Below are 16,634 nucleotides of genomic sequence, written 5' to 3'. Positions count from 1 at the left end.
ATGAGCGGTGGCGTGAGCGGCGACATGACCGGTGACGTGTTCCGGGCCGTGGGCGTCAGCGTCCGGTTCGGCGGTGTCCGGGCCCTGACCGGGGTGGACCTCGGTGTCCGGGCCGGTGAGGTGTGCGGGCTGATCGGGCCGAACGGGGCCGGGAAGACCACGCTGTTCGACGTGCTGTCCGGCATCCGGCGGCCCGACCGGGGGCGGATCCTGCTCGACGGCGCCGACGTCACCCGCCGCTCCCCCGTCTGGCGGGCCCGGCACGGGATGCGCCGGACCTTCCAGCGCCAGCAGCTGTTCGGCCAGCTCAGCGTGGCCGACAACGTGCTGGTGGCGCAGGAGTGGCGGGGCGGCGGGGGCGGGATCGCCGCCGACCTGCTGGCCTTCCCCGCCCGGCGGGCCCGGGAGCGGGAGCGGCGGGCCCGGGGCGAGCGGGTGCTGGCGGGCTGCGGGATCGGCGCGCTCGGCGCCTCGTACGCGGGCGGGCTGCCCGTCGGGCAGGCCCGGATGGTGGAGCTGGCCCGCGCGGTGGCCGACCCGCCGCGGGTGCTGCTGCTGGACGAGCCGGCGTCGGGCATGTCGGCGCCCGAGCGGGAGCGGCTCGCGGCGGTGATCCGCCGCCTCGCGCGGGAGGAGGGCTGCGCGGTGCTGCTGGTCGAGCACAACGTGGCGTTCGTGATGGACCTCTGCACGCGGGTGGTGGTCCTGGACCTCGGGGCGGTGCTGGCCGAGGGGACCGCGGCGCAGGTCCGGGCCGACCCGTCGGTGCGGGAGGCGTACCTGGGGACCTCCTGACGGGGCGGCCCGCCGTACGGTGCGGGCGCCGGGCCGGGCGGGAATACGTCGTACGGGAGGCCGGTTGCCGCCCCCGTACGGCGCAACCGAACCGACGCGAGGGAACGGCCAGACGTGAACCAGGTCCCCACCATCAAGCTCAACAACGGCACGCTCATGCCGCAGCTCGGCTACGGCGTCTGGCAGGTGCCGGACGAGGAGGCGGAGCAGGCCGTCGGCACGGCCCTGGAAGCGGGCTACCGCAGCGTCGACACGGCGGCCGTCTACGGCAACGAGGCCGGCACCGGCAAGGCCCTCTCGGGCTCCGGCGTGGCGCGCGGGGACCTGTTCGTCACCACCAAGCTGTGGAACGGCCCGTCGCAGTCGTGGGGGCGCGACGAGGTGCTCCGGGCGTTCGACGACTCGCTGGCGAAGCTGGGCCTGGACCACGTCGACCTGTACCTGATCCACTGGCCGCGGCCGATGCGCGACGACTTCCTCTCCATCTGGAAGACGTTCGAGGAGCTCGCCGAGAGCGGCCGCGCCAAGGCGGTCGGCGTGTCGAACTTCCGTCCGGCGGACCTGGACCGGCTCGCCGCGGAGAGCGCGCTGGTGCCCGCCGTGAACCAGATCGAGCTGCACCCGCTCTTCCCGCAGACCGAACTGCGCGCCCTGCACGCGGAGCGCGGGATCGTCACCGAGGCGTGGTCCCCGCTGGGCCAGGGCAAGGAGCTGCTGACGCTGCCGGCGGTGGCCGCGATCGCCGCCCGGCACGGGCGCTCCGCCGCGCAGGTGGTCCTGCGCTGGCACCTCCAGCACGGGAACGTCGTGATCCCCAAGTCGGTGACCCCGGCCCGGATCCGGGAGAACCTGGACGTGTTCGGCTTCGAGCTGGACGCCGACGACGTCGCGGCGCTGGACGCGCTGGGCGCGGGCGCCGCGGGCCGCCGGATCGGGCCCGACCCGTCCGTCTTCGACGTCTGAGGGCCGGGGGATTCGCGCGTGAACGTCCCGGACGGGACCTACCTGGTCCGCAACGTCGCCAGTGGGCTCCTCCTCCAGGTGGAGGCCGGCAACCGGGTGGTGGTCGCGCCCGCCGGCCCGGTGCCGGAGGCGGTGCGGTGGGAGGTCTCGCCCGTGCACGCGGGCGGGGGCCTGTTCCACCTGGTGAGCGTCCACAACGGCAGGCGGCTGGACGTGGCGAACGCCTCGACGGAGAGCGGCGCCCGCGTCCAGGTGTGGAAGGCGAACGCCTTCGGGGCGCAGGAGTGGCTGGTCGAGGAGCACCTCGACGCCCCGGGCGTCGTCTCGCTCGTCGCCGCCATCAGCGGTCTCCCGCTGGAGGCGGACGCGGAGGGCCGGGCCCGCCAGTGCGAGGACACGGACTCGCCGGGCCAGTGGTGGCGGCTGGAGCGCGCGTAGCGGCGGCGGCCCCGGCCCTTGGGGGCGTCGGGACGGGGGGCGGCGTCAGCTCGCGCCGTGGGCCGGGGCGAGGGACTCGACCCGTTCTGCGAGCGCGAAGTCGGTCTCGGTGACGGCGCCGCCGGCGTCGTGGCTGTTGACCGACACGCGGACGGTGTCGTAGCCGAGGGTCAGGTCCGAGTGGTGGTTCAACTCGTCCTGGACGGCGGCGATGTGGGCGACGAGGGCGCTCGCGGCGAAGTGCGTGCCCAGCCGGTAGGTGCGGATGATGCGGTCGTCCTCGAAGGCCCAGCCGGGGAGTTCCCGCAGCCGGTCCTCGATCTCCTTCTGCGACAGCGGCTCACTCGGCATCGGGCGGCTCCTTCTCCTCGTGACGGGGTGTCAAGGATCCCACAGCGTGCGCTGCGGCGACCCTCTCGCGCCATGGTGCGCCCTCCTGTGCCTTCGAGCGGCACGCCGGGTGGCGGTGGCGCGCTCGGCTAACGTCGGGGCATGACGACGACGACCGGCGTGGGTGCCCTGTTGCGGACGTGGCGGGAGCGGCGCGGCATCAGCCAGCTGGAGCTGGCGGGGCGCGCCGACTCCTCGTCCCGGCACATCAGCTTCGTGGAGAACGGCAGGTCGCGGCCGAGCGAGGAGATGGTGCTGCGGCTCGCGGACCACCTCGACGTGCCGGTCCGGGACCGCAACGCGCTGCTGGTGGCGGCCGGTTACGCACCCCGGTACGCGCACACCCCGCTCGACGCCCCCGCGATGGCGGCCCTGCGCGAGGGGCTGGAGCGGCTGCTGACCGGCTACGAGCCGTACCCGGCCCTGATCGTCGACGGGACGTACACGGTGGTGGCGGCCAACCGGGGGATCGCCATGCTGCTGGACGGGCTGCCGGAGCACCTGCTGACGCCGCCGCTGAATGCGATGCGGATCACCCTGCACCCGGAGGGCCTCGCGCCGCGGATCCACAACTTCGGGGAGTGGCGGGGTCACCTGCTGGCCCAGATGGAACGGCAGATCGCGCTGGCCCGCTCGCGCGCGCTGCGGGAGCTGTACGAGGAGGTGTCGGCGTACCCGGCGCCGGACCGGCCGGGCGGCGCGGAGCCGGAGGAGGCCGCCGCGTACATCGCCCTGCCGCTCGTGATCGAGCACGACGGGCACGTGCTGTCCTTCGTGTCGTCCATCTCCACCTTCAACACCCCGATGGACGTCACCGTCGCCGAGCTGGCCATCGAGACGATGCTCCCGGCCGACCCGGCGACCGCGAAGTACCTGCGGTCACTGGAGGGTTGATCCGGACCGCAGCGCCAGCTGCTGGAGCACGCCGAACGAGGCGACGGTGACGGCCTGCGCCGGGATCCACACCAGGCCCGCCGTGGTGGGCGAGAACCAGACGACCAGCGACACCAGGCTGAGCGCCGCCCAGGCGTAGTTCACCTCGACGACCAGCCGGACCGGGAGGCGGGGCGGCTGCCGCCGCGAGGCCAGCCACGCGACGCCGGCGCCGTACAGGGCCAGCAGGACCCCCAGGCCGAGGAGCAGCCCCTCCCCGACTCCGAGGAGCCGTCCGAGCGCGGCGGGGAAGGCCAGGTAGGCGACTCCGTTGGCGGTGGTGACCACGGCGTCGAGCGCGAGGAACCGGCGCAGCGCGACCTGCGGCTCGGGGGTGCGGGCGATGCTGCCGAGAAGGGTTGCGGACATGGGAGATCAGCCTCCGTCGAAGGGGGGACGCACCGGTCGGGTACGGGCCCCGGAGCCGAGTGCGCGACCCCGGAACCCGCACGCCCACTCTGCGCCGCCCCACCCGCCGGGTCGATTACCCGCGGGGTAACGGCCACCGCCTCCGCCCGGTCATGCCGGCCGGCACCCGGGTCCGCGGCCACCGGCCCGGGGCGGGGTCAGGAGGACGGGCTCAGCAGGGGTGGGCGCAGCAGGGACGGGCGCAGCAGGGGCGGGTTCAGGAGGGGCCCAGCTTCCCGTCCAGGCGGGTGGGCCAGTCCGCGGTGGCCAGTTCGGCGGCGACCAGCAGGTCGCGCCAGTCCGTCTTCGCCGCCGCCACCGCCGTCCGCAGCCGCCGGACGTCGCCGCGGGCGACGAGCAGCACGGCGGCCGCCAGCCGCTCGGCGCTCGTTCCGCGCATCCCGTCGGGCCCCAGGTCCGCGACCAGCGCCCGCAGGGCGTCGGCGACGCCCCGTGCGGCCCGCTCGTCCGGGAAGTCCGACCGGATGCGCCGGTGCAGGCGCTCCGTGAGCACGTCGTCGGCCACGCTCCCCGCCCCCCCTCTCTCCCCCGCCCCCGCAACCGCGACGGAACCGGAGGGTCAGCATGGCGCGGGGCGGCCGCGAGCGGTAGGGGGAACGGGCCGGTCCGGACCGCCGAGACCAGCCGGGCGAGTCATATCAAAAAGGGCATTATGGCAAAACAGCGCATTCAATCTGATTTGGCTTCATATGCCGCTTGATGCTGTGTCAGTCGCAAACGCGTGGGGCACAATCGGCCCCGGTCGCCTCCGGAAGCGGTGGAGCCCCCAGGGCACCGACCCGCCCCCTCAGCGGAATTCCGCACCGGACCGATCCTCAAGGCGTTCTCGATGTACCTGGCCAGCCGCACCCGTCTCGCGGCCCTGCTCGCCGCGCTCGCCGTCGGCGCCACCGGGGTGACCACCTGGGCCTACGGGCGCGGCGGTGCGCCGGAGCCGACCGCGCTGGGGGCGGGGCTCCGTCCGAGTGTGACCGAGGGCACGGTCGTCCAGGTCGTCGCGCACCCCGACGACGACCTGTTCTTCATGAACCCCGACCTGAGCCGCTCCATATCCACCGGCGTCGAGGTCGCCACCGTCTACCTCACCTCCGGCGAGTCCGACGGCCGCAACGAGGCGCACAGCCCGCACCTGGAGGACCCCGCGGGCCCCGCCGACCGCGCCGCCTACGCGGAGGCCCGGCAGAACGGCATACGGGCCGCCTACGCGGAGATGGCCACCGGGGACCGCGCCGGCGCCTGGCGGCGTACGGCCGTCCCCACCGCCGGCGGGGGCGGCGCGGAGGTGGACGTCCTCGTCGCGAGGCCGCAGGTCAGCCTGGTGTGGATGCAGCTGCGCGAGGCCCGCAGCATCTCCGACGACACCCCGGACAGCCTGCGCGGCCTGTGGGACGGCAGGGTCCCGGCCCTGGGCTCCCAGCTGACGTCCGGAACGCCGGTGGCGGCGCCGTTCTCGTACACGAGGGACCAGGCCGTCGAGGCCATCGCGGGAGTCTTCGCGCGGTACCGGCCGACGACGATACGGACGCAGGACCCGACGCCGGGCCGGTCGCCGGGCGGGGCGTTCCTCGACCACCAGGACCACGTGTACGGCGCCCGGTTCGTGCAGGCGGCGGCCGAGCGCTACGCCACGTCGGAGGGGGCGGGGTCCGGGCGCGACGGCGTCGCCGGCCGGCCGCACTTCTCCGTCCAGAACTACGTGAGCTACCCCAACAGCTCCCTGCCCCCGACGCTCGGCCCGCAGGCGGCCGAGGAGAAGCTCGGCTACCTCAAGACCTACGCCTGGACCGACCACCGGGACTGGTGCGGCAGCCCCGCCGGCTGCGGCGACCGCAAGACCGCGACCCGGCCCACCGGCGCCGGATGGAACCGGGCCATCCGCTACAGCCGGGGCGAGGGCACCTCCTGGCTGACCGAGGGCGTCGCCGGCCGGCTGTGGGCCTTCGCCGTGCTGGACGGCCGGATGGCGTACTGGACGCGCGGCGGTTCCGGCTCCGCCTGGCAGGGGCCCCGGTTCCTGCCGGGCGCCGGGCTCGACGCGGGCGCGACGGCGGCCCGGCTGCCCGACGGGAGGGTCACCGTGTTCGGCACCCGCACCGCCCTGGGTACGACGCCCCAAGGGTACGGGCGCTCGCTCGTGTACGCCGTCCAGACCGCGCCCGACGGCCCCTTCGGGCCGTGGCGGTCGCTCGGCACCCCGGACACGAAGGACGTACCCGGCACTTCGGCGATCAGTGCACCGGCCGTCGCCGTGGACCCCACGGGCCGGCTGACGGTGTACGTACGCGATTCCGCGCGCACCCTGCGCGCCCGCGCGCAGGCGGCTCCGGACGGCCCCTTCGGCGCGTGGCAGGCCCTCGGCGGTGCCGGGCTGCAGGGCGACCCGGTCACGGCCACCGACTCCTCGGGGCGGAGCCACGTCTACGCGGCCACGGCCCGGAGCGTGCTGGCCTGGGTGCGGCCGACGCCGGACGCCCCGCTGCGCGGCCCGTTCCCCACCGGACTGCCGGCCACCACCGGCCCGCTCTCGGCGAGCGCGCGCGACGACGGCGTCGGGCTGTACTTCCGTCAGCCGGGCACCGGCGCCGTCGGCACGACCCTGGCCACGGCCGACGGGCCCGCCCCGGCGTTCTCCCCGGTCACCGGGGCGGGCGGCGAGGGCGGCTACGGCGCCGTCGGCGTCGCGGGCCGGCTGCTGACGGGCCGTGCGGGCACGGGCACGGCCGGCCTGTCGGAGGGCCCCGGCGGCGCACCGTCCTGGTCCGAATCCCGGATGCTCTACACCGGCGCCCCGGCGGCCGTGGCGCAGCCCGACGGCACGGCCGTCGCCGCCGCCCTCGGCCTGGACGCCGGCCTGCACGTCACGACGGCTCCCCCGGCCGGGTCCGAACCGGTCGGCGGCCTCCCGCCGTCCTCCCCGTGGCACGGCGCGGTACCGCCCTCGATGCTCGCGCAGGCCGCGCGCGCCGGCTCCGGGTGGCAGCGCTGACCCGAGTGCCCGGCGGGGGCCGGTGACGGGACGGGTCCCGTCCGGGCACCGCCGGTCCGGCCGTCACGGCGGCGGGGGCGGCGTGGGGAGCGGCGTGCCGTCGAGCGCCACGAGGGCCAGCACGGCGATCGAGCCCGTCCACGCGAGGGGCGCGACCGAGGACGGCCTGCCCTCCCGGTCCACCTTCTCCGGCAGCTCGCCGAGGGAGTTCTGCTTGGAGAGGATCCAGTCCAGGACCGGTCCCGCCTTCCCGGGCTGCCCGGACGCGGCCCACGCGAGCGCGAAGAAGGCCGTACTGGGCGTCCAGGCGCTCCCGCCCCACGGCGCCGCGGGGTCGTTGCCGGGGGTCAGCCCCCCGCTGGGCAGGAGCAGCGCCCGGTACGTGGTGTCCAGCGCGCGGGGCAGGCCGGCGGGGGCCGTGTTGAAGGGCGGCGCCATGAACGCCACCGCGCTGTCGTGGCCGTGCCGGCCGTCGGCGGTGCGCTGGTATCCCGCGGGGGCGAAGCGGGCGGCGATCCCCGCGGAGAGCCGCCGGGCGGCGGCGGACCAGCGCGCGGCCTCGGCCGGCCGGTCCGCCTCCCGCGCGAGGTCCGCGGCGGCGTTGAGCCCGGCGAGCAGGGGCGCGGCCGTACCGATGTTCGCGGCGGGCGTCGCCAGCTCCCAGTAGTCGGGGGAGGCCGGGGGCAGTCCGTCCGCTCGCAGCGAGCCCGCGGCGTGGTCGGCGGCCTTGCGGACCATCGGGTAGAGGGCGGCCAGGCGGACCGTGCGGGTGGCCGGCGGGGCCGTGCGGTACCACTGCCAGGCGGCCCAGGGCACCCAGCCGCCGGCGTCGAGCTGCCATCGCCGGCCGTCGGGCGGGCCGGTTCCGTCGAGCTTCGTCCGCGCCTCCCAGGTGCCGTCCGCGCGCTGGGTCGCGGCGCTGTAGCGCAGGATCCGGTACGCCTCGGCGTCGTGGCCGGTGTGCGCGAACGCGGCGGAGGCGAAGCTGGAGTCGCGCGGCCAGGAGTACTTCCAGCCCGGGCTCCACCCGGCCGCCAGGGCGCCGTTCGGCCGGAGCAGCGCGCGCATGGCAAGGAGCGCCCGCTCGGCGGCCGTGCGCTGGGCCGGCGTCCGGCCCGGGACCCGGCCGGAGGCAAGCCAGGCGCGGCTGCGGGCGATCTGCCACCACGCCGGCAGGTGGTCGGCGGCGACCACGGCCGACGCGGTCCGGTCCGCCGGGAGGTACATCAGCCGTCCGGAGGCCAGCCGCAGGACGTTGCTGCCCGGGACGTAGCGGGCGCCCTCGGCGACGGACGGCGGGACGCCCTCGGCGGCGGTCGTGTTGGACAGCACGCCGACGGCGGGGACGGCCTGCATCGGCTTCGGCCCGTAGAGGCGGGCCGTCTCGTGCTCGGCCCCGCCGCGGTCGTGGTGGCCCGCGGGCCGCAGGAGCGCCGGCCGCGCCGCGCCGGTCTCCCGCCCCGCGGACGGCGGCGCCGCGGTGCACACGGGGACGGCGGCGCACGCCAGGGCCGCCGTTACGGCCGCCCACCGGACGAGCAGGACACCGGGCACCGCCACTCCCTCCGCCGGGTCCGCGCGGCGGCCGACCTGGAGTCCCCATCCTGGGAGACCGGTACGGAGGCCGCCACGGAAGGCCCGCCGGCCGGGTGAGCGGCGCTCCCCGGCCGGGAGCCCCGCGGCTGGGAGCGCCCGGGCCCCGCGGCACGGAGCACAGCACGGCACGGCACGGCACGGCACGGCACGGCACGGACCGGCCCGGACCGGCCCGGACCGGCCCATCACCGGATGCCGGGGGCGGCGTGCCGTGCACATCATGGGTGTTCGACGGGCCGTGCGATCACCGCCGTCGGCGGGGCGCACCGGCCGCCCCTCCGGCCGGGCCCCACGGCGAAGGGGTGGTGGATGACCACTGCTGCGGTCGAGGACGAGGACGAGGGCGTCCGGGCCCCCTCCCCCGGGCCCGGCCCGCGCACCGGCCGGCGCCCCGCCCTGCGCACGATCCTCCCGGTGGCCGGGGCGACACTCGTCGCGGCGGCCGGGGCCCTGACGGCCGTCGGCTGCTTCCTCGGCCTCTACGTGCGGCCCACGTCCGACGACTGGTGCGCCGCGTGGAAGGCCCGGGACATGGGGGTCCTGGGCATCACCGCCGACTTCTACTCGACGCAGAACGGCAGGATCGCCAACGCCTTCCTGAGCGGCCTCGTCTACGGCGACGGACCGGCCGGGACGAAGGTCCTGCCGACGGTCATCGCCGTCTCCTTCACCATCGGCCTGGTCCTGCTCGGGCGGCACGCGGCCCGCTTCCTCGGCGGCAGGCCCCCGGTCCTGGTGCTCACGGCCTGCGCCCTGGTCGTGCAGGCGCTGCTGTACTTCGCGGGCACCCGCAGCTATCAGGTGCTGCTGTGGGCCCCCGCCACCATCTCCCACACCCTGCCGAGCGTCATCGGCGTGTGGGCGCTGCTGCTCGCCGTCCGGACCGTCGGCCATCCCCGCGCGGGCGTCCGTACGGCCGGGTGCGTCTCGGCGTTCCTCATCGCCTTCACGCTCGGCACGCTGAGCGAGCCGTTCGCGCTCGTCAGCGGGATCCTCGCCGCGGGCGTCGGACTGCTCTGCCTGCCCCGTCTCGGCCTGGCGCGCAGCCGGCGCCCCCTGGTGTGGTGCCTGCTCTGGTGCTCCGGGCTCCTCTGCGGCCTGGTCGTGCTCTACACCTCGCCCGGCGCCCGCTGGCGTCGGGCTCAGCAGCCGGAGAAGGAGTCCCTGCTCTCCGCGGGCGAACTCCGGGGCACCGTGCGGGACTGGCTGTTCATGTGGGACTCCGTCGGCAGCCGGTGGGCCTACCTGGGAGCCGTCACCGCGGGCGTCCTGCTGGGCCTGGCGATCCGGCACCGCGGACGCGGGAAGCGGTCCGGCCGGGAGGCGGGCGCCGGACCGCGGTCCGTACCGCGCACGACGCTGGCGGCCCTGCTGCTGCTCCCGGTGGCCGTGGTGGTGCTGGGGTCGCTGGCGGTGGTGGTGGGCCTGCGCAGCGGGTACGGCCCGAGCGGGTGGACGTACGCCCGCACCTGGACGAGCTACCTGGTGCCGATGGAACTGGCGCTGTGCGGCTACGGCGCCCTGCTGGGCGCCTGGGCCGCCCGGTGGCTGCCCGGCCGGCTCGACCGGCGCACCGCCGACGCGGTCCTGGTGGGCGGAGCCGTCGCGGCGGGCTGCCTGACGCTGGCCTCCGTCGCCGTGCTGGTCCCGGACGTCCAGCGGCTGACCACCGCGACCGTCACCCGTTCCGTGGCCTGGGACGCGCAGAACGCCCGCATCCGCGCCGAAGTGGCCCGGGGCGTCACGGACGTGGGCTACCGGCCCCTGCACATCGGCAGCCTCGCCGAGCCGTTCTTCACCGGGGACTACGAGCGGGACTGGGTCGCCGGCTGCGTGGCGCGGTGGTACGGCGTCGACCGGATCCACCGCGACTGACCGGCGGCCCGGAGCGGGAGCCGGGCAGGAGCAGGAGCAGGGCGGAACGCGGAGCCGGCCGTCCGGCAAGCGGGCGCGCCCCCACCTTTCTTGAGGCGGAGATCAGGAAACGTGGGGGTTTTCCTGGTTCGGCCGGGAGCGGACGGCTAGGCTGCACGCAGCCAGACCGCTCGAACGCCCTGTCGACATACGGAGCATCAGCCGGTGCCAGACCCCGCCCGCCCCGACCTCGCCGCCCTCTGGCGCCGCGTCGAGGAGTTGGCACGGCGGCGCGGGCCCGGCTCCTGCGACCCGCTGGACGAGGAGCGGCTCAGCCACCTCAGCGGGGTCCAACCCGCCCGCATCGCGGGGGTGGTGGCGGGCACCGCTCCCGCGACGCCGCTGGAGCGGCGCGTGCACCAGCGGTTCCTGCGGCTGCGCGCCACCCGTCTCGACAAGCACGGCCGGGAGTGGCCGCTCGCCGCCATCGCCGAGGACTTCGACGCGCCCGGCGCCTCCCTCGGCCCGCTCAACGCGGGCACCGGACTGCCCCGGCTGGGCCACGCGGCGGGCGTACAGCGGTTCTTCGGGGTGCACGCCGGCTTCCTGCTGGCCGACGCCAAGAGCGCGGTGGAGCGGGCGCTGGCCCTGTCGGGCTCCGCCGCCCCCGAGGGGCCGGGCGGGCTGGAACACCTGTCGTACCGCACCGGGATCACCCCCGGGGACATCCGCCTCACCCTCGACGGCAGGCCGCCCCGGCTCCCGTTGAAGGAACAGGTGCACCAGCGGTTCGAGCACCTGCGGCGCACCCGTTTACGGGGGGACGGGCACCCCCACTCCCTCTCCGCGATCGCCCGCTCCTTCGACGCGTCCGGCCAGTCGCTGACCCGCCTCGCCCAGGGGGAGGGACTGCCGAACCTGGCCGCGGCCGCCGGCATCCAGCGGTTCTACGGGGTCGACGGCGGCTTCCTGCTGGCCGACGACACCGAGGCGCTGACCACCGCGCTCACCGGGATCGAGCACGAACTGCGGTCCGCGGAACGGCCGGAGGAGAACCCGCTGCTCGCCGTACTGCGGGCGCACGACGTACGGAGCATCGTCGCGCGGGCCGGCCGGCTCTCCCCGCGGGGCTGGAAGTCCCTCGCCGACCACCTGGACGACCTGCTGGCGCGCGAGGGACAGCTCGGCCGTCCGGCCGGGGACGGGACGCCGGCGACCGGCGGCTCAGCCGCCGAGGGGGAAGCACCATGAGGACCACACGGGCGATGCGCAGGCTCGGCCGCGACCTGCTCGCGGGCGCGCGGCTGGCGCCGCCCACCGATGCCGGCGGGATCATCGGAGGACTGTGCGCCGCTTACGGGCGGCGCCGCGGCAGCGGCCGGAAGGTCGACTTCCGGTTCGCCTCCTTCCCGCCCGACACGGCCAGCGGCCTGTGGCTGGACATGGACGAGCGCGACCTCCTCGTCATCGAGGAGCGCACCCGGCCCGAGCACCAGCTGGTCATCGCCTGCCACGAGTTGTGGCACCTGGACGAGGGCACCTGCGACCGCCACGGACCGGGCCCCGCGGTCGCCGCGCGACGGGCCGGGCACCACCGCGGCCTGGAGGAACTGCTGCGCGGGGACACGGGGTTGAGCGCCGTCGTCCGGCACGTCGCCGCCCGGGCCGACCGGGGGGACCCCGCGGAGATCCGGGCCGAGATCTTCGGGCTGTACCTCGGCAAGATCCTCAAGCCGTACCTGCCGCCACCCCGGGAAGAGCAGTTCCCCGAGGCGATCGAGCGCATCAAGACCTCGCTCGGCTGGGGCCGCTGAGCGTCACGCCCGTGACCTCGGCCGCCCCCGCCGCACCCTTCGCGCCGATGCCTCCGCACGGCCCCGACAGAGAGCACCACACGATGACCCAGTCTTCTCCGCCCCGCCGCGCCGTCGTCATCGGCGGCAGCATGGCCGGCCTCCTCGCGGCCGCCGTCCTCGCCGAGCACGCGACGGTCACGATCATCGACGCGGACACCTTCCCGGACAGCCCCGCGCCGCGCCGCGGGCTCCCCCAGGCCCGGCACGTGCACGTCATGTGGTCCGGCGGTGCGCGCGCGATCGAGGAGATACTGCCCGGCGTCACCGAGGACTGGACGGCGGCGGGCGCGATCCGCCGCAGCCTCCCCACCGACCTGGTCACCAAGACCGCCCAGGGCTGGATCCCCCGGTACGGGGAGAAGCAGTTCAACGTCTCGTGCAGCCGCGACCTCCTGGACTCGGTGGTCCGCGCCCGGGTGAACGCCCTGGACGGCGTCACCACCCTGGAACGGAGCCGGGTCCGGAGCCTGGAGGGCACGGCCGCCCGCGTCACCGGCGTACGCGTCGACACGCCGGACGCGGAGGGCGCGCTGATCAGCGCCGACCTCGTGGTCGACGCGAGCGGGCGCGGTTCGCGGGCCCGCGCGTGGCTGCGGGAGCTCGGCGCGGGCGACGTCAGACAGGCCGAGGTCGACTCCGGCCTGGTCTACGCGACCCGCATCTTCGAGGCGCCCGCCGGAGCCCACGAGCTGGGCTTCCCCATCGTCAACGTGCAGTCCGACCCCCGCGTGCCCGTCCCGGGCCAGACGGCCACGATCGTGCCCATCGAGGACGGCCAGTGGCAGGCCACCCTTTCGGGTACCCGCGGCGGCCAGCCCACCGGCGACCCCGAGCAGTTCATCCCGTTCGCCAAGGGCATCCGGGACCCGATCGTCGGGGAGCTCCTGGAGGGGCGCAAGCCGCTCACGGACGTGGCCGTGACCCAGGGCACCGCCAACCGGCGGGTCTACTTCGAGAAGGCCGACCTGCCCGACGGGTTCTTCGCCGTCGGCGACTCGGTCGCCACCTTCAACCCGCTGTACGGGCAGGGCATGACGGTCGCCGCCAAGGGGCTGCTGGGCGTCCGGGCCCTGCTCCGCGCCAAGGGGCTCTCCCACCCCGGCTTCGGCCGCGACGCACAGCGGGCGATCGCCCCGCAGGTGGGCACCGCGTGGGAGCTGGCCACCTCGCAGGACATCCTCTACCCGGGCGCCACGGGCATGAAGCCGCGCGCCGGCGCCGGGGCGCTCAACGCGTACGTCAGCCGGCTGATGACCGGCGCGACCACCCGGGAGGCGCTGACCGCCGCGTTCCTCCAGGTGATCACGATGAGCAGCGCGCCGACGCACTGGCTGAGCCCGTCGGTGGTCTGGCAGGTCCTGCGGGCCTCGGACCGGGGCGCGCTGAAGGCTCCGCCGCTGACCGCGGCCGAACGCACGGTCGCCGGGCTCGACCGCGACTCCGCCGGGCCCGACCGCCCGACCCCCGGGCCCGACCGCGAGAGCGCCGGGCCCGTCCCGGATCCCGGAGCCGGGGCGGGTGAGGCGGCCGGACACGCGGGCCCCGCCGACCCCGTCGGCCGGGCCCGATGACGGACGGTGTCATCCTCTACGCGCCGGGCGCGGTGCTGAGCCTGGTCCTGCTCGTCAAGCTGCCGACGCTGCGCCGGGGCTGGGACCAGCCGCTGATGCGGGCCGTGTGCGCGCTGCTGCTGGTCGGCTGCCTGGTCATGGTCCTCGCCGCGCCGCCGACGATCGCCGCGGTCAACCGCCTCACCGGCGTGGTCAACTTCTCGGCGCCGCTGGTGTTCGGCACGCTGACCGCCTTCTCCGGGTCGTGCGTCGTCCTGGTGCTGCACTGGGCCGGTGGTCCGCCGGCCGCGGTGCGGCGGGCCACCCGGCTGACGGTGGCCGTGTTCGGCACCGTCACCCTGCTGATCGTCGCCCTGTTCGTGATCGGCGACGCCCCGGAGGAGCGGCTCCGGGACCTGGACACGTACTACGCCAACACCCCGTGGATCCGGGAGATGATCGTCTGCTACCTGCTGGCGCACACCGTGGGCACCTCCGCGCTGACCGGGCTGTGCGGGATGTGGCTGCGGCACGCCGACACCTCGCTGCGCCCGCTGCGCACCGGCCTGGCCCTGATCGTGCTGGGCGGGCTGCTGGACCTGGGTTACAACGCGGCGAAGTGGGCGGCGCTCTGCGCCCGCTGGACCGGCCGCGACTGGGACCGGCTGTCCACGGACCTGGCGCCGCCGCTGGCCTCGACGGCGGCCCTGATGGTGGGCTCCGGCTTCATCGTGCCGCTGATCGGCGGGTCGGCGGCCTGGCGGGACTTCAGCCAGTACCGGCGGCTGCACCCGCTGTGGAAGGAGCTGCGCGGGTTCGCCGCGTCCCAGGTCCGGACGGTCCCGATGAACTGGTGGTCGCCGGTCGGCATCCGGCTGATCCACCGCGAGTCCGTGATCGACGACGGGATCCTGGCCCTCGCGCGCTGGTTCGACCCGGCCGTCCGGTGCGCCGCGTACCGTGCCGCGCGCGCCCAGGGCCTCGGCGAGGAGCGGGCCGGCATCGTCGCGGACGCTGCGGTGCTCGCCGCCGCCTGCCGCGGCCGGGCCGCCGGGGAGGAGCCGCACCCCGAGCCGTACCGGCTGGACTGCCAGGCCCTGACGGACCTGGCGCGGGAGTTCCGCTGCTCCCCGGTCGTCGCGGCCGTCCGGTGCCGCGGCGGCGCCGCGCCGGCGCGCCCGGGGGGCCTCAGGCCGTCCCCGCCGCCCCCGTGAGCGCAGTGGCCGCGGGAGACTCGCCCGTGAGGGTCTTCAGCCGCCGCGTGAACAGGACCATCACCGCGCCCGCCGCGATCACCACGGCGCCCTGCCACAGGAAGTTGAGGCTCTGCCCGATCACGGCGTCGAGCCGCGGCAGCTGCGCGCCGATCGCGTCACCGGTGGCGGCGGCGAGGAACCAGACGCCCATCATCTGATTGGTGAAGGCGCGGGGCGCGAGCTTCGTGGTGACCGACAGGCCCACCGGGCTCAGGCACATCTCGCCCATGACCTGGATGACGTACACGCCGACCAGCCACATCAGGGAGACCTTCACGCCGGTGGACGCGATGGCGGCCGCGCCGGACATCACGACGAAGGACGCGCCGGTCAGCAGCAGGGCCAGGCCGAACTTGAGCGGGGTGCTCATCCGCCGGCCGCGGCGCACCCAGAAGGCGGCGAACAGCGGCGCCAGGACGATCACGAACAGCGAGGGCAGGGACTGCGTCCAGCTGGCCGGGACGTGCAGGCCGAGCAGGCTGAGGTCGGTCTTCTGCGCGGCGAACAGGTTCAGCTCGCTGCCCATCTGGTCGTACACCAGCCAGAACAGCGTCGCGGCGAGGAAGAGCCAGACGTACGCCCGCAGCCGGGTCCGCTCCACGGGGGTCACCTTGGGGCTGCGGTACATCGAGAGCAGCACGCCGGCGGGGACGACCACGGCGACGACGGTCAGCACGAAGGTGACGTTGTCGATGCTCAGGGCGTGCGCGGCGGCCAGCAGCCCGATCAGGGAGGCCGTGAACACCAGCCCGTACGCGGACGAGCGCCGCACCCGCGTCCGTTCGGCGGGGGTCAGCCGGACCACGGGCTCCTCGCGCAGCTGCCCGGCGAGCCGGCGGCCTCCGAGGGCGTACTGGACCAGGCCGAGGGCCATGCCGACGGCTGCGGCGCCGAAGCCCAGGTGCCAGTCGACCTCCTCGCCGAGGTAGCCGACGACGAGGGGGGCGATGACCGCGCCGAGGTTGATGCCCATGTAGAAGATCGAGTAGCCGGCGTCGCGGCGCTGGTCGTCGTCCGCGGCGTACAGGCGGCCGACCAGGGCGGAGATGTTCGGCTTGAGCAGCCCGGTGCCGACGACGATGAGGGCCAGTCCGGGCCAGACGAAGGCGGGGCCCGGTACGGCCATCAGGGCGTGGCCCGCCATGATGACCACCCCGCCCCACAGGACGGCCCGGCGGGCGCCCAGGAAGCGGTCGGCGATCCAGCCGCCGGGCAGGGCCAGCAGCGAGATCATGGCCATGTAGACGCCCTCCACGGCCTCGGCCGTGCCCTGGTGGAGGCCCATGCCGCCGTGGGCGCGGGAGGCGGCGAGGAAGTGCACGAGGATGGCGACCATGCCGTAGAGGCTGAAGCGCTCCCACAGCTCGGTGAGGACGAGGGTGGCGAGGCCGCGCGGGTGCCGCCCGCCCTTGCGCCCGGCCTTGCGCCCGGCCTCGGGCCCGCCCTTGCGCCAGGCCTTCCGCCCGGCCGGCTCGCCCGGGGCACCGCGCTCGCCGGGCGCGCACGGCGCCGGATCCTGCTTCCGCATGTCCATCGAGGGGTTCACCTGTTCAGTGCAGCCCCGGCGGGACGGGCCCCGGATCGGCCT

At 75.8% G+C, this 16,634-nt stretch carries 15 protein-coding genes; 10 read left to right on the top strand and 5 right to left on the bottom strand.

Features of this window, described 5'->3' with window-relative positions; genetic code table 11:
- Nucleotides 1-24: 24 nt before the first annotated feature.
- From ACZ6S8_RS05400 to ACZ6S8_RS05390, 3 genes are all read left to right on the top strand, one after another.
- Nucleotides 25-795, top strand: coding sequence for an ABC transporter ATP-binding protein (locus ACZ6S8_RS05400; protein WP_469452794.1), 771 nt, complete (start codon nt 25-27; stop codon nt 793-795).
- A 114-nt stretch (nt 796-909) separates the two neighbouring features.
- Nucleotides 910-1,758 carry an aldo/keto reductase gene (locus ACZ6S8_RS05395; protein ID WP_469452682.1) on the top strand — a complete coding sequence of 283 codons (849 nt, stop codon included), beginning with the start codon at nt 910-912 and terminating at the stop codon, nt 1,756-1,758.
- An 18-nt stretch (nt 1,759-1,776) separates the two neighbouring features.
- Nucleotides 1,777-2,196: an RICIN domain-containing protein gene (locus tag ACZ6S8_RS05390; RefSeq protein WP_469452680.1), complete on the top strand. Its 420-nt coding sequence runs from the start codon at nt 1,777-1,779 to the stop codon at nt 2,194-2,196.
- Nucleotides 2,197-2,241: 45 nt separating this feature from the next.
- Here the strand turns inward: ACZ6S8_RS05390 and ACZ6S8_RS05385 are convergent, their stop codons facing one another.
- Nucleotides 2,242-2,547 (bottom strand): 4a-hydroxytetrahydrobiopterin dehydratase, encoded by a 306-nt coding sequence (locus ACZ6S8_RS05385; RefSeq protein WP_383926263.1) that lies wholly within the window; start codon nt 2,545-2,547, stop codon nt 2,242-2,244.
- Between the two features lie 141 nt (nt 2,548-2,688).
- Between ACZ6S8_RS05385 and ACZ6S8_RS05380 the strand changes: the two genes are divergently transcribed.
- Nucleotides 2,689-3,480 carry a helix-turn-helix domain-containing protein gene (locus ACZ6S8_RS05380; RefSeq protein WP_469452678.1) on the top strand — a complete coding sequence of 264 codons (792 nt, stop codon included), beginning with the start codon at nt 2,689-2,691 and terminating at the stop codon, nt 3,478-3,480.
- Here the strand turns inward: ACZ6S8_RS05380 and ACZ6S8_RS05375 are convergent.
- A complete protein-coding gene (locus tag ACZ6S8_RS05375; RefSeq protein WP_469452676.1) occupies nt 3,466-3,888 on the bottom strand; it encodes a hypothetical protein in 423 nt (140 codons plus the stop codon). The genes ACZ6S8_RS05380 and ACZ6S8_RS05375 overlap by 15 nt on opposite strands.
- 256 nt (nt 3,889-4,144) lie before the next feature.
- Nucleotides 4,145-4,453: a hypothetical protein gene (locus ACZ6S8_RS05370; RefSeq protein WP_469452674.1), complete on the bottom strand. Its 309-nt coding sequence runs from the start codon at nt 4,451-4,453 to the stop codon at nt 4,145-4,147.
- A 324-nt stretch (nt 4,454-4,777) separates the two neighbouring features.
- Here ACZ6S8_RS05370 and ACZ6S8_RS05365 point away from each other — a divergent pair, with 324 nt between their 5' ends.
- Complete coding sequence (locus ACZ6S8_RS05365) at nt 4,778-6,934, top strand: PIG-L family deacetylase (protein WP_469452672.1); 2,157 nt, start codon at nt 4,778-4,780, stop codon at nt 6,932-6,934.
- A 63-nt stretch (nt 6,935-6,997) separates the two neighbouring features.
- On the opposite strand, the gene ACZ6S8_RS05360 is transcribed toward ACZ6S8_RS05365, so the two are convergent.
- Nucleotides 6,998-8,488, bottom strand: coding sequence for a glycoside hydrolase family 15 protein (locus ACZ6S8_RS05360; protein ID WP_469452670.1), 1,491 nt, complete (start codon nt 8,486-8,488; stop codon nt 6,998-7,000).
- A gap of 351 nt (nt 8,489-8,839) precedes the next feature.
- On the opposite strand from ACZ6S8_RS05360, the gene ACZ6S8_RS05355 reads away from it, so the two are divergent.
- The 5 genes from ACZ6S8_RS05355 (at nt 8,840) to ACZ6S8_RS05335 (ending at nt 15,004) form a co-directional block, all read left to right on the top strand.
- Nucleotides 8,840-10,405: a DUF6056 family protein gene (locus ACZ6S8_RS05355; RefSeq protein ID WP_469452669.1), complete on the top strand. Its 1,566-nt coding sequence runs from the start codon at nt 8,840-8,842 to the stop codon at nt 10,403-10,405.
- 204 nt (nt 10,406-10,609) lie between these two features.
- Nucleotides 10,610-11,635 carry a hypothetical protein gene (locus tag ACZ6S8_RS05350; RefSeq protein ID WP_469452667.1) on the top strand — a complete coding sequence of 342 codons (1,026 nt, stop codon included), beginning with the start codon at nt 10,610-10,612 and terminating at the stop codon, nt 11,633-11,635.
- Complete coding sequence (locus ACZ6S8_RS05345; protein ID WP_469452666.1) at nt 11,632-12,198, top strand: toxin-antitoxin system, toxin component; 567 nt, start codon at nt 11,632-11,634, stop codon at nt 12,196-12,198. The genes ACZ6S8_RS05350 and ACZ6S8_RS05345 overlap by 4 nt, the downstream gene beginning before the upstream one ends.
- A gap of 83 nt (nt 12,199-12,281) precedes the next feature.
- Nucleotides 12,282-13,811 carry an NAD(P)/FAD-dependent oxidoreductase gene (locus ACZ6S8_RS05340; RefSeq protein WP_469452665.1) on the top strand — a complete coding sequence of 510 codons (1,530 nt, stop codon included), beginning with the start codon at nt 12,282-12,284 and terminating at the stop codon, nt 13,809-13,811.
- On the top strand, nt 13,808-15,004 hold the full coding sequence (locus ACZ6S8_RS05335) for an MAB_1171c family putative transporter (RefSeq protein ID WP_469452663.1): 1,197 nt from the start codon (nt 13,808-13,810) through the stop codon (nt 15,002-15,004). Before ACZ6S8_RS05340 ends, ACZ6S8_RS05335 begins: the two co-directional genes overlap by 4 nt.
- Here the strand turns inward: ACZ6S8_RS05335 and ACZ6S8_RS05330 are convergent.
- Complete coding sequence (locus tag ACZ6S8_RS05330; protein WP_469452661.1) at nt 14,979-16,580, bottom strand: peptide MFS transporter; 1,602 nt, start codon at nt 16,578-16,580, stop codon at nt 14,979-14,981. The two genes, ACZ6S8_RS05335 and ACZ6S8_RS05330, sit on opposite strands and share 26 nt — an antisense overlap.
- Nucleotides 16,581-16,634: the final 54 nt, after the last annotated feature.

This window comes from Streptomyces sp. NPDC048461 (assembly GCF_055587105.1).
This window is presented reverse-complemented; position numbering and strand designations above follow the sequence as displayed.

Coding starts and splice junctions, on each gene's coding strand:
- ACZ6S8_RS05400 (WP_469452794.1), top strand. CDS start 25: ATGACCGGTGACGTGTTCCGGGCCGTGGGCGTCAGCGTCCGGTTCGGC.
- ACZ6S8_RS05385 (WP_383926263.1), bottom strand. CDS start 2,547: ATGCCGAGTGAGCCGCTGTCGCAGAAGGAGATCGAGGACCGGCTGCGG.
- ACZ6S8_RS05380 (WP_469452678.1), top strand. CDS start 2,689: ATGACGACGACGACCGGCGTGGGTGCCCTGTTGCGGACGTGGCGGGAG.
- ACZ6S8_RS05375 (WP_469452676.1), bottom strand. CDS start 3,888: ATGTCCGCAACCCTTCTCGGCAGCATCGCCCGCACCCCCGAGCCGCAG.
- ACZ6S8_RS05365 (WP_469452672.1), top strand. CDS start 4,778: ATGTACCTGGCCAGCCGCACCCGTCTCGCGGCCCTGCTCGCCGCGCTC.
- ACZ6S8_RS05355 (WP_469452669.1), top strand. CDS start 8,840: ATGACCACTGCTGCGGTCGAGGACGAGGACGAGGGCGTCCGGGCCCCC.
- ACZ6S8_RS05345 (WP_469452666.1), top strand. CDS start 11,632: ATGAGGACCACACGGGCGATGCGCAGGCTCGGCCGCGACCTGCTCGCG.
- ACZ6S8_RS05340 (WP_469452665.1), top strand. CDS start 12,282: ATGACCCAGTCTTCTCCGCCCCGCCGCGCCGTCGTCATCGGCGGCAGC.
- ACZ6S8_RS05335 (WP_469452663.1), top strand. CDS start 13,808: ATGACGGACGGTGTCATCCTCTACGCGCCGGGCGCGGTGCTGAGCCTG.
- ACZ6S8_RS05330 (WP_469452661.1), bottom strand. CDS start 16,580: ATGGACATGCGGAAGCAGGATCCGGCGCCGTGCGCGCCCGGCGAGCGC.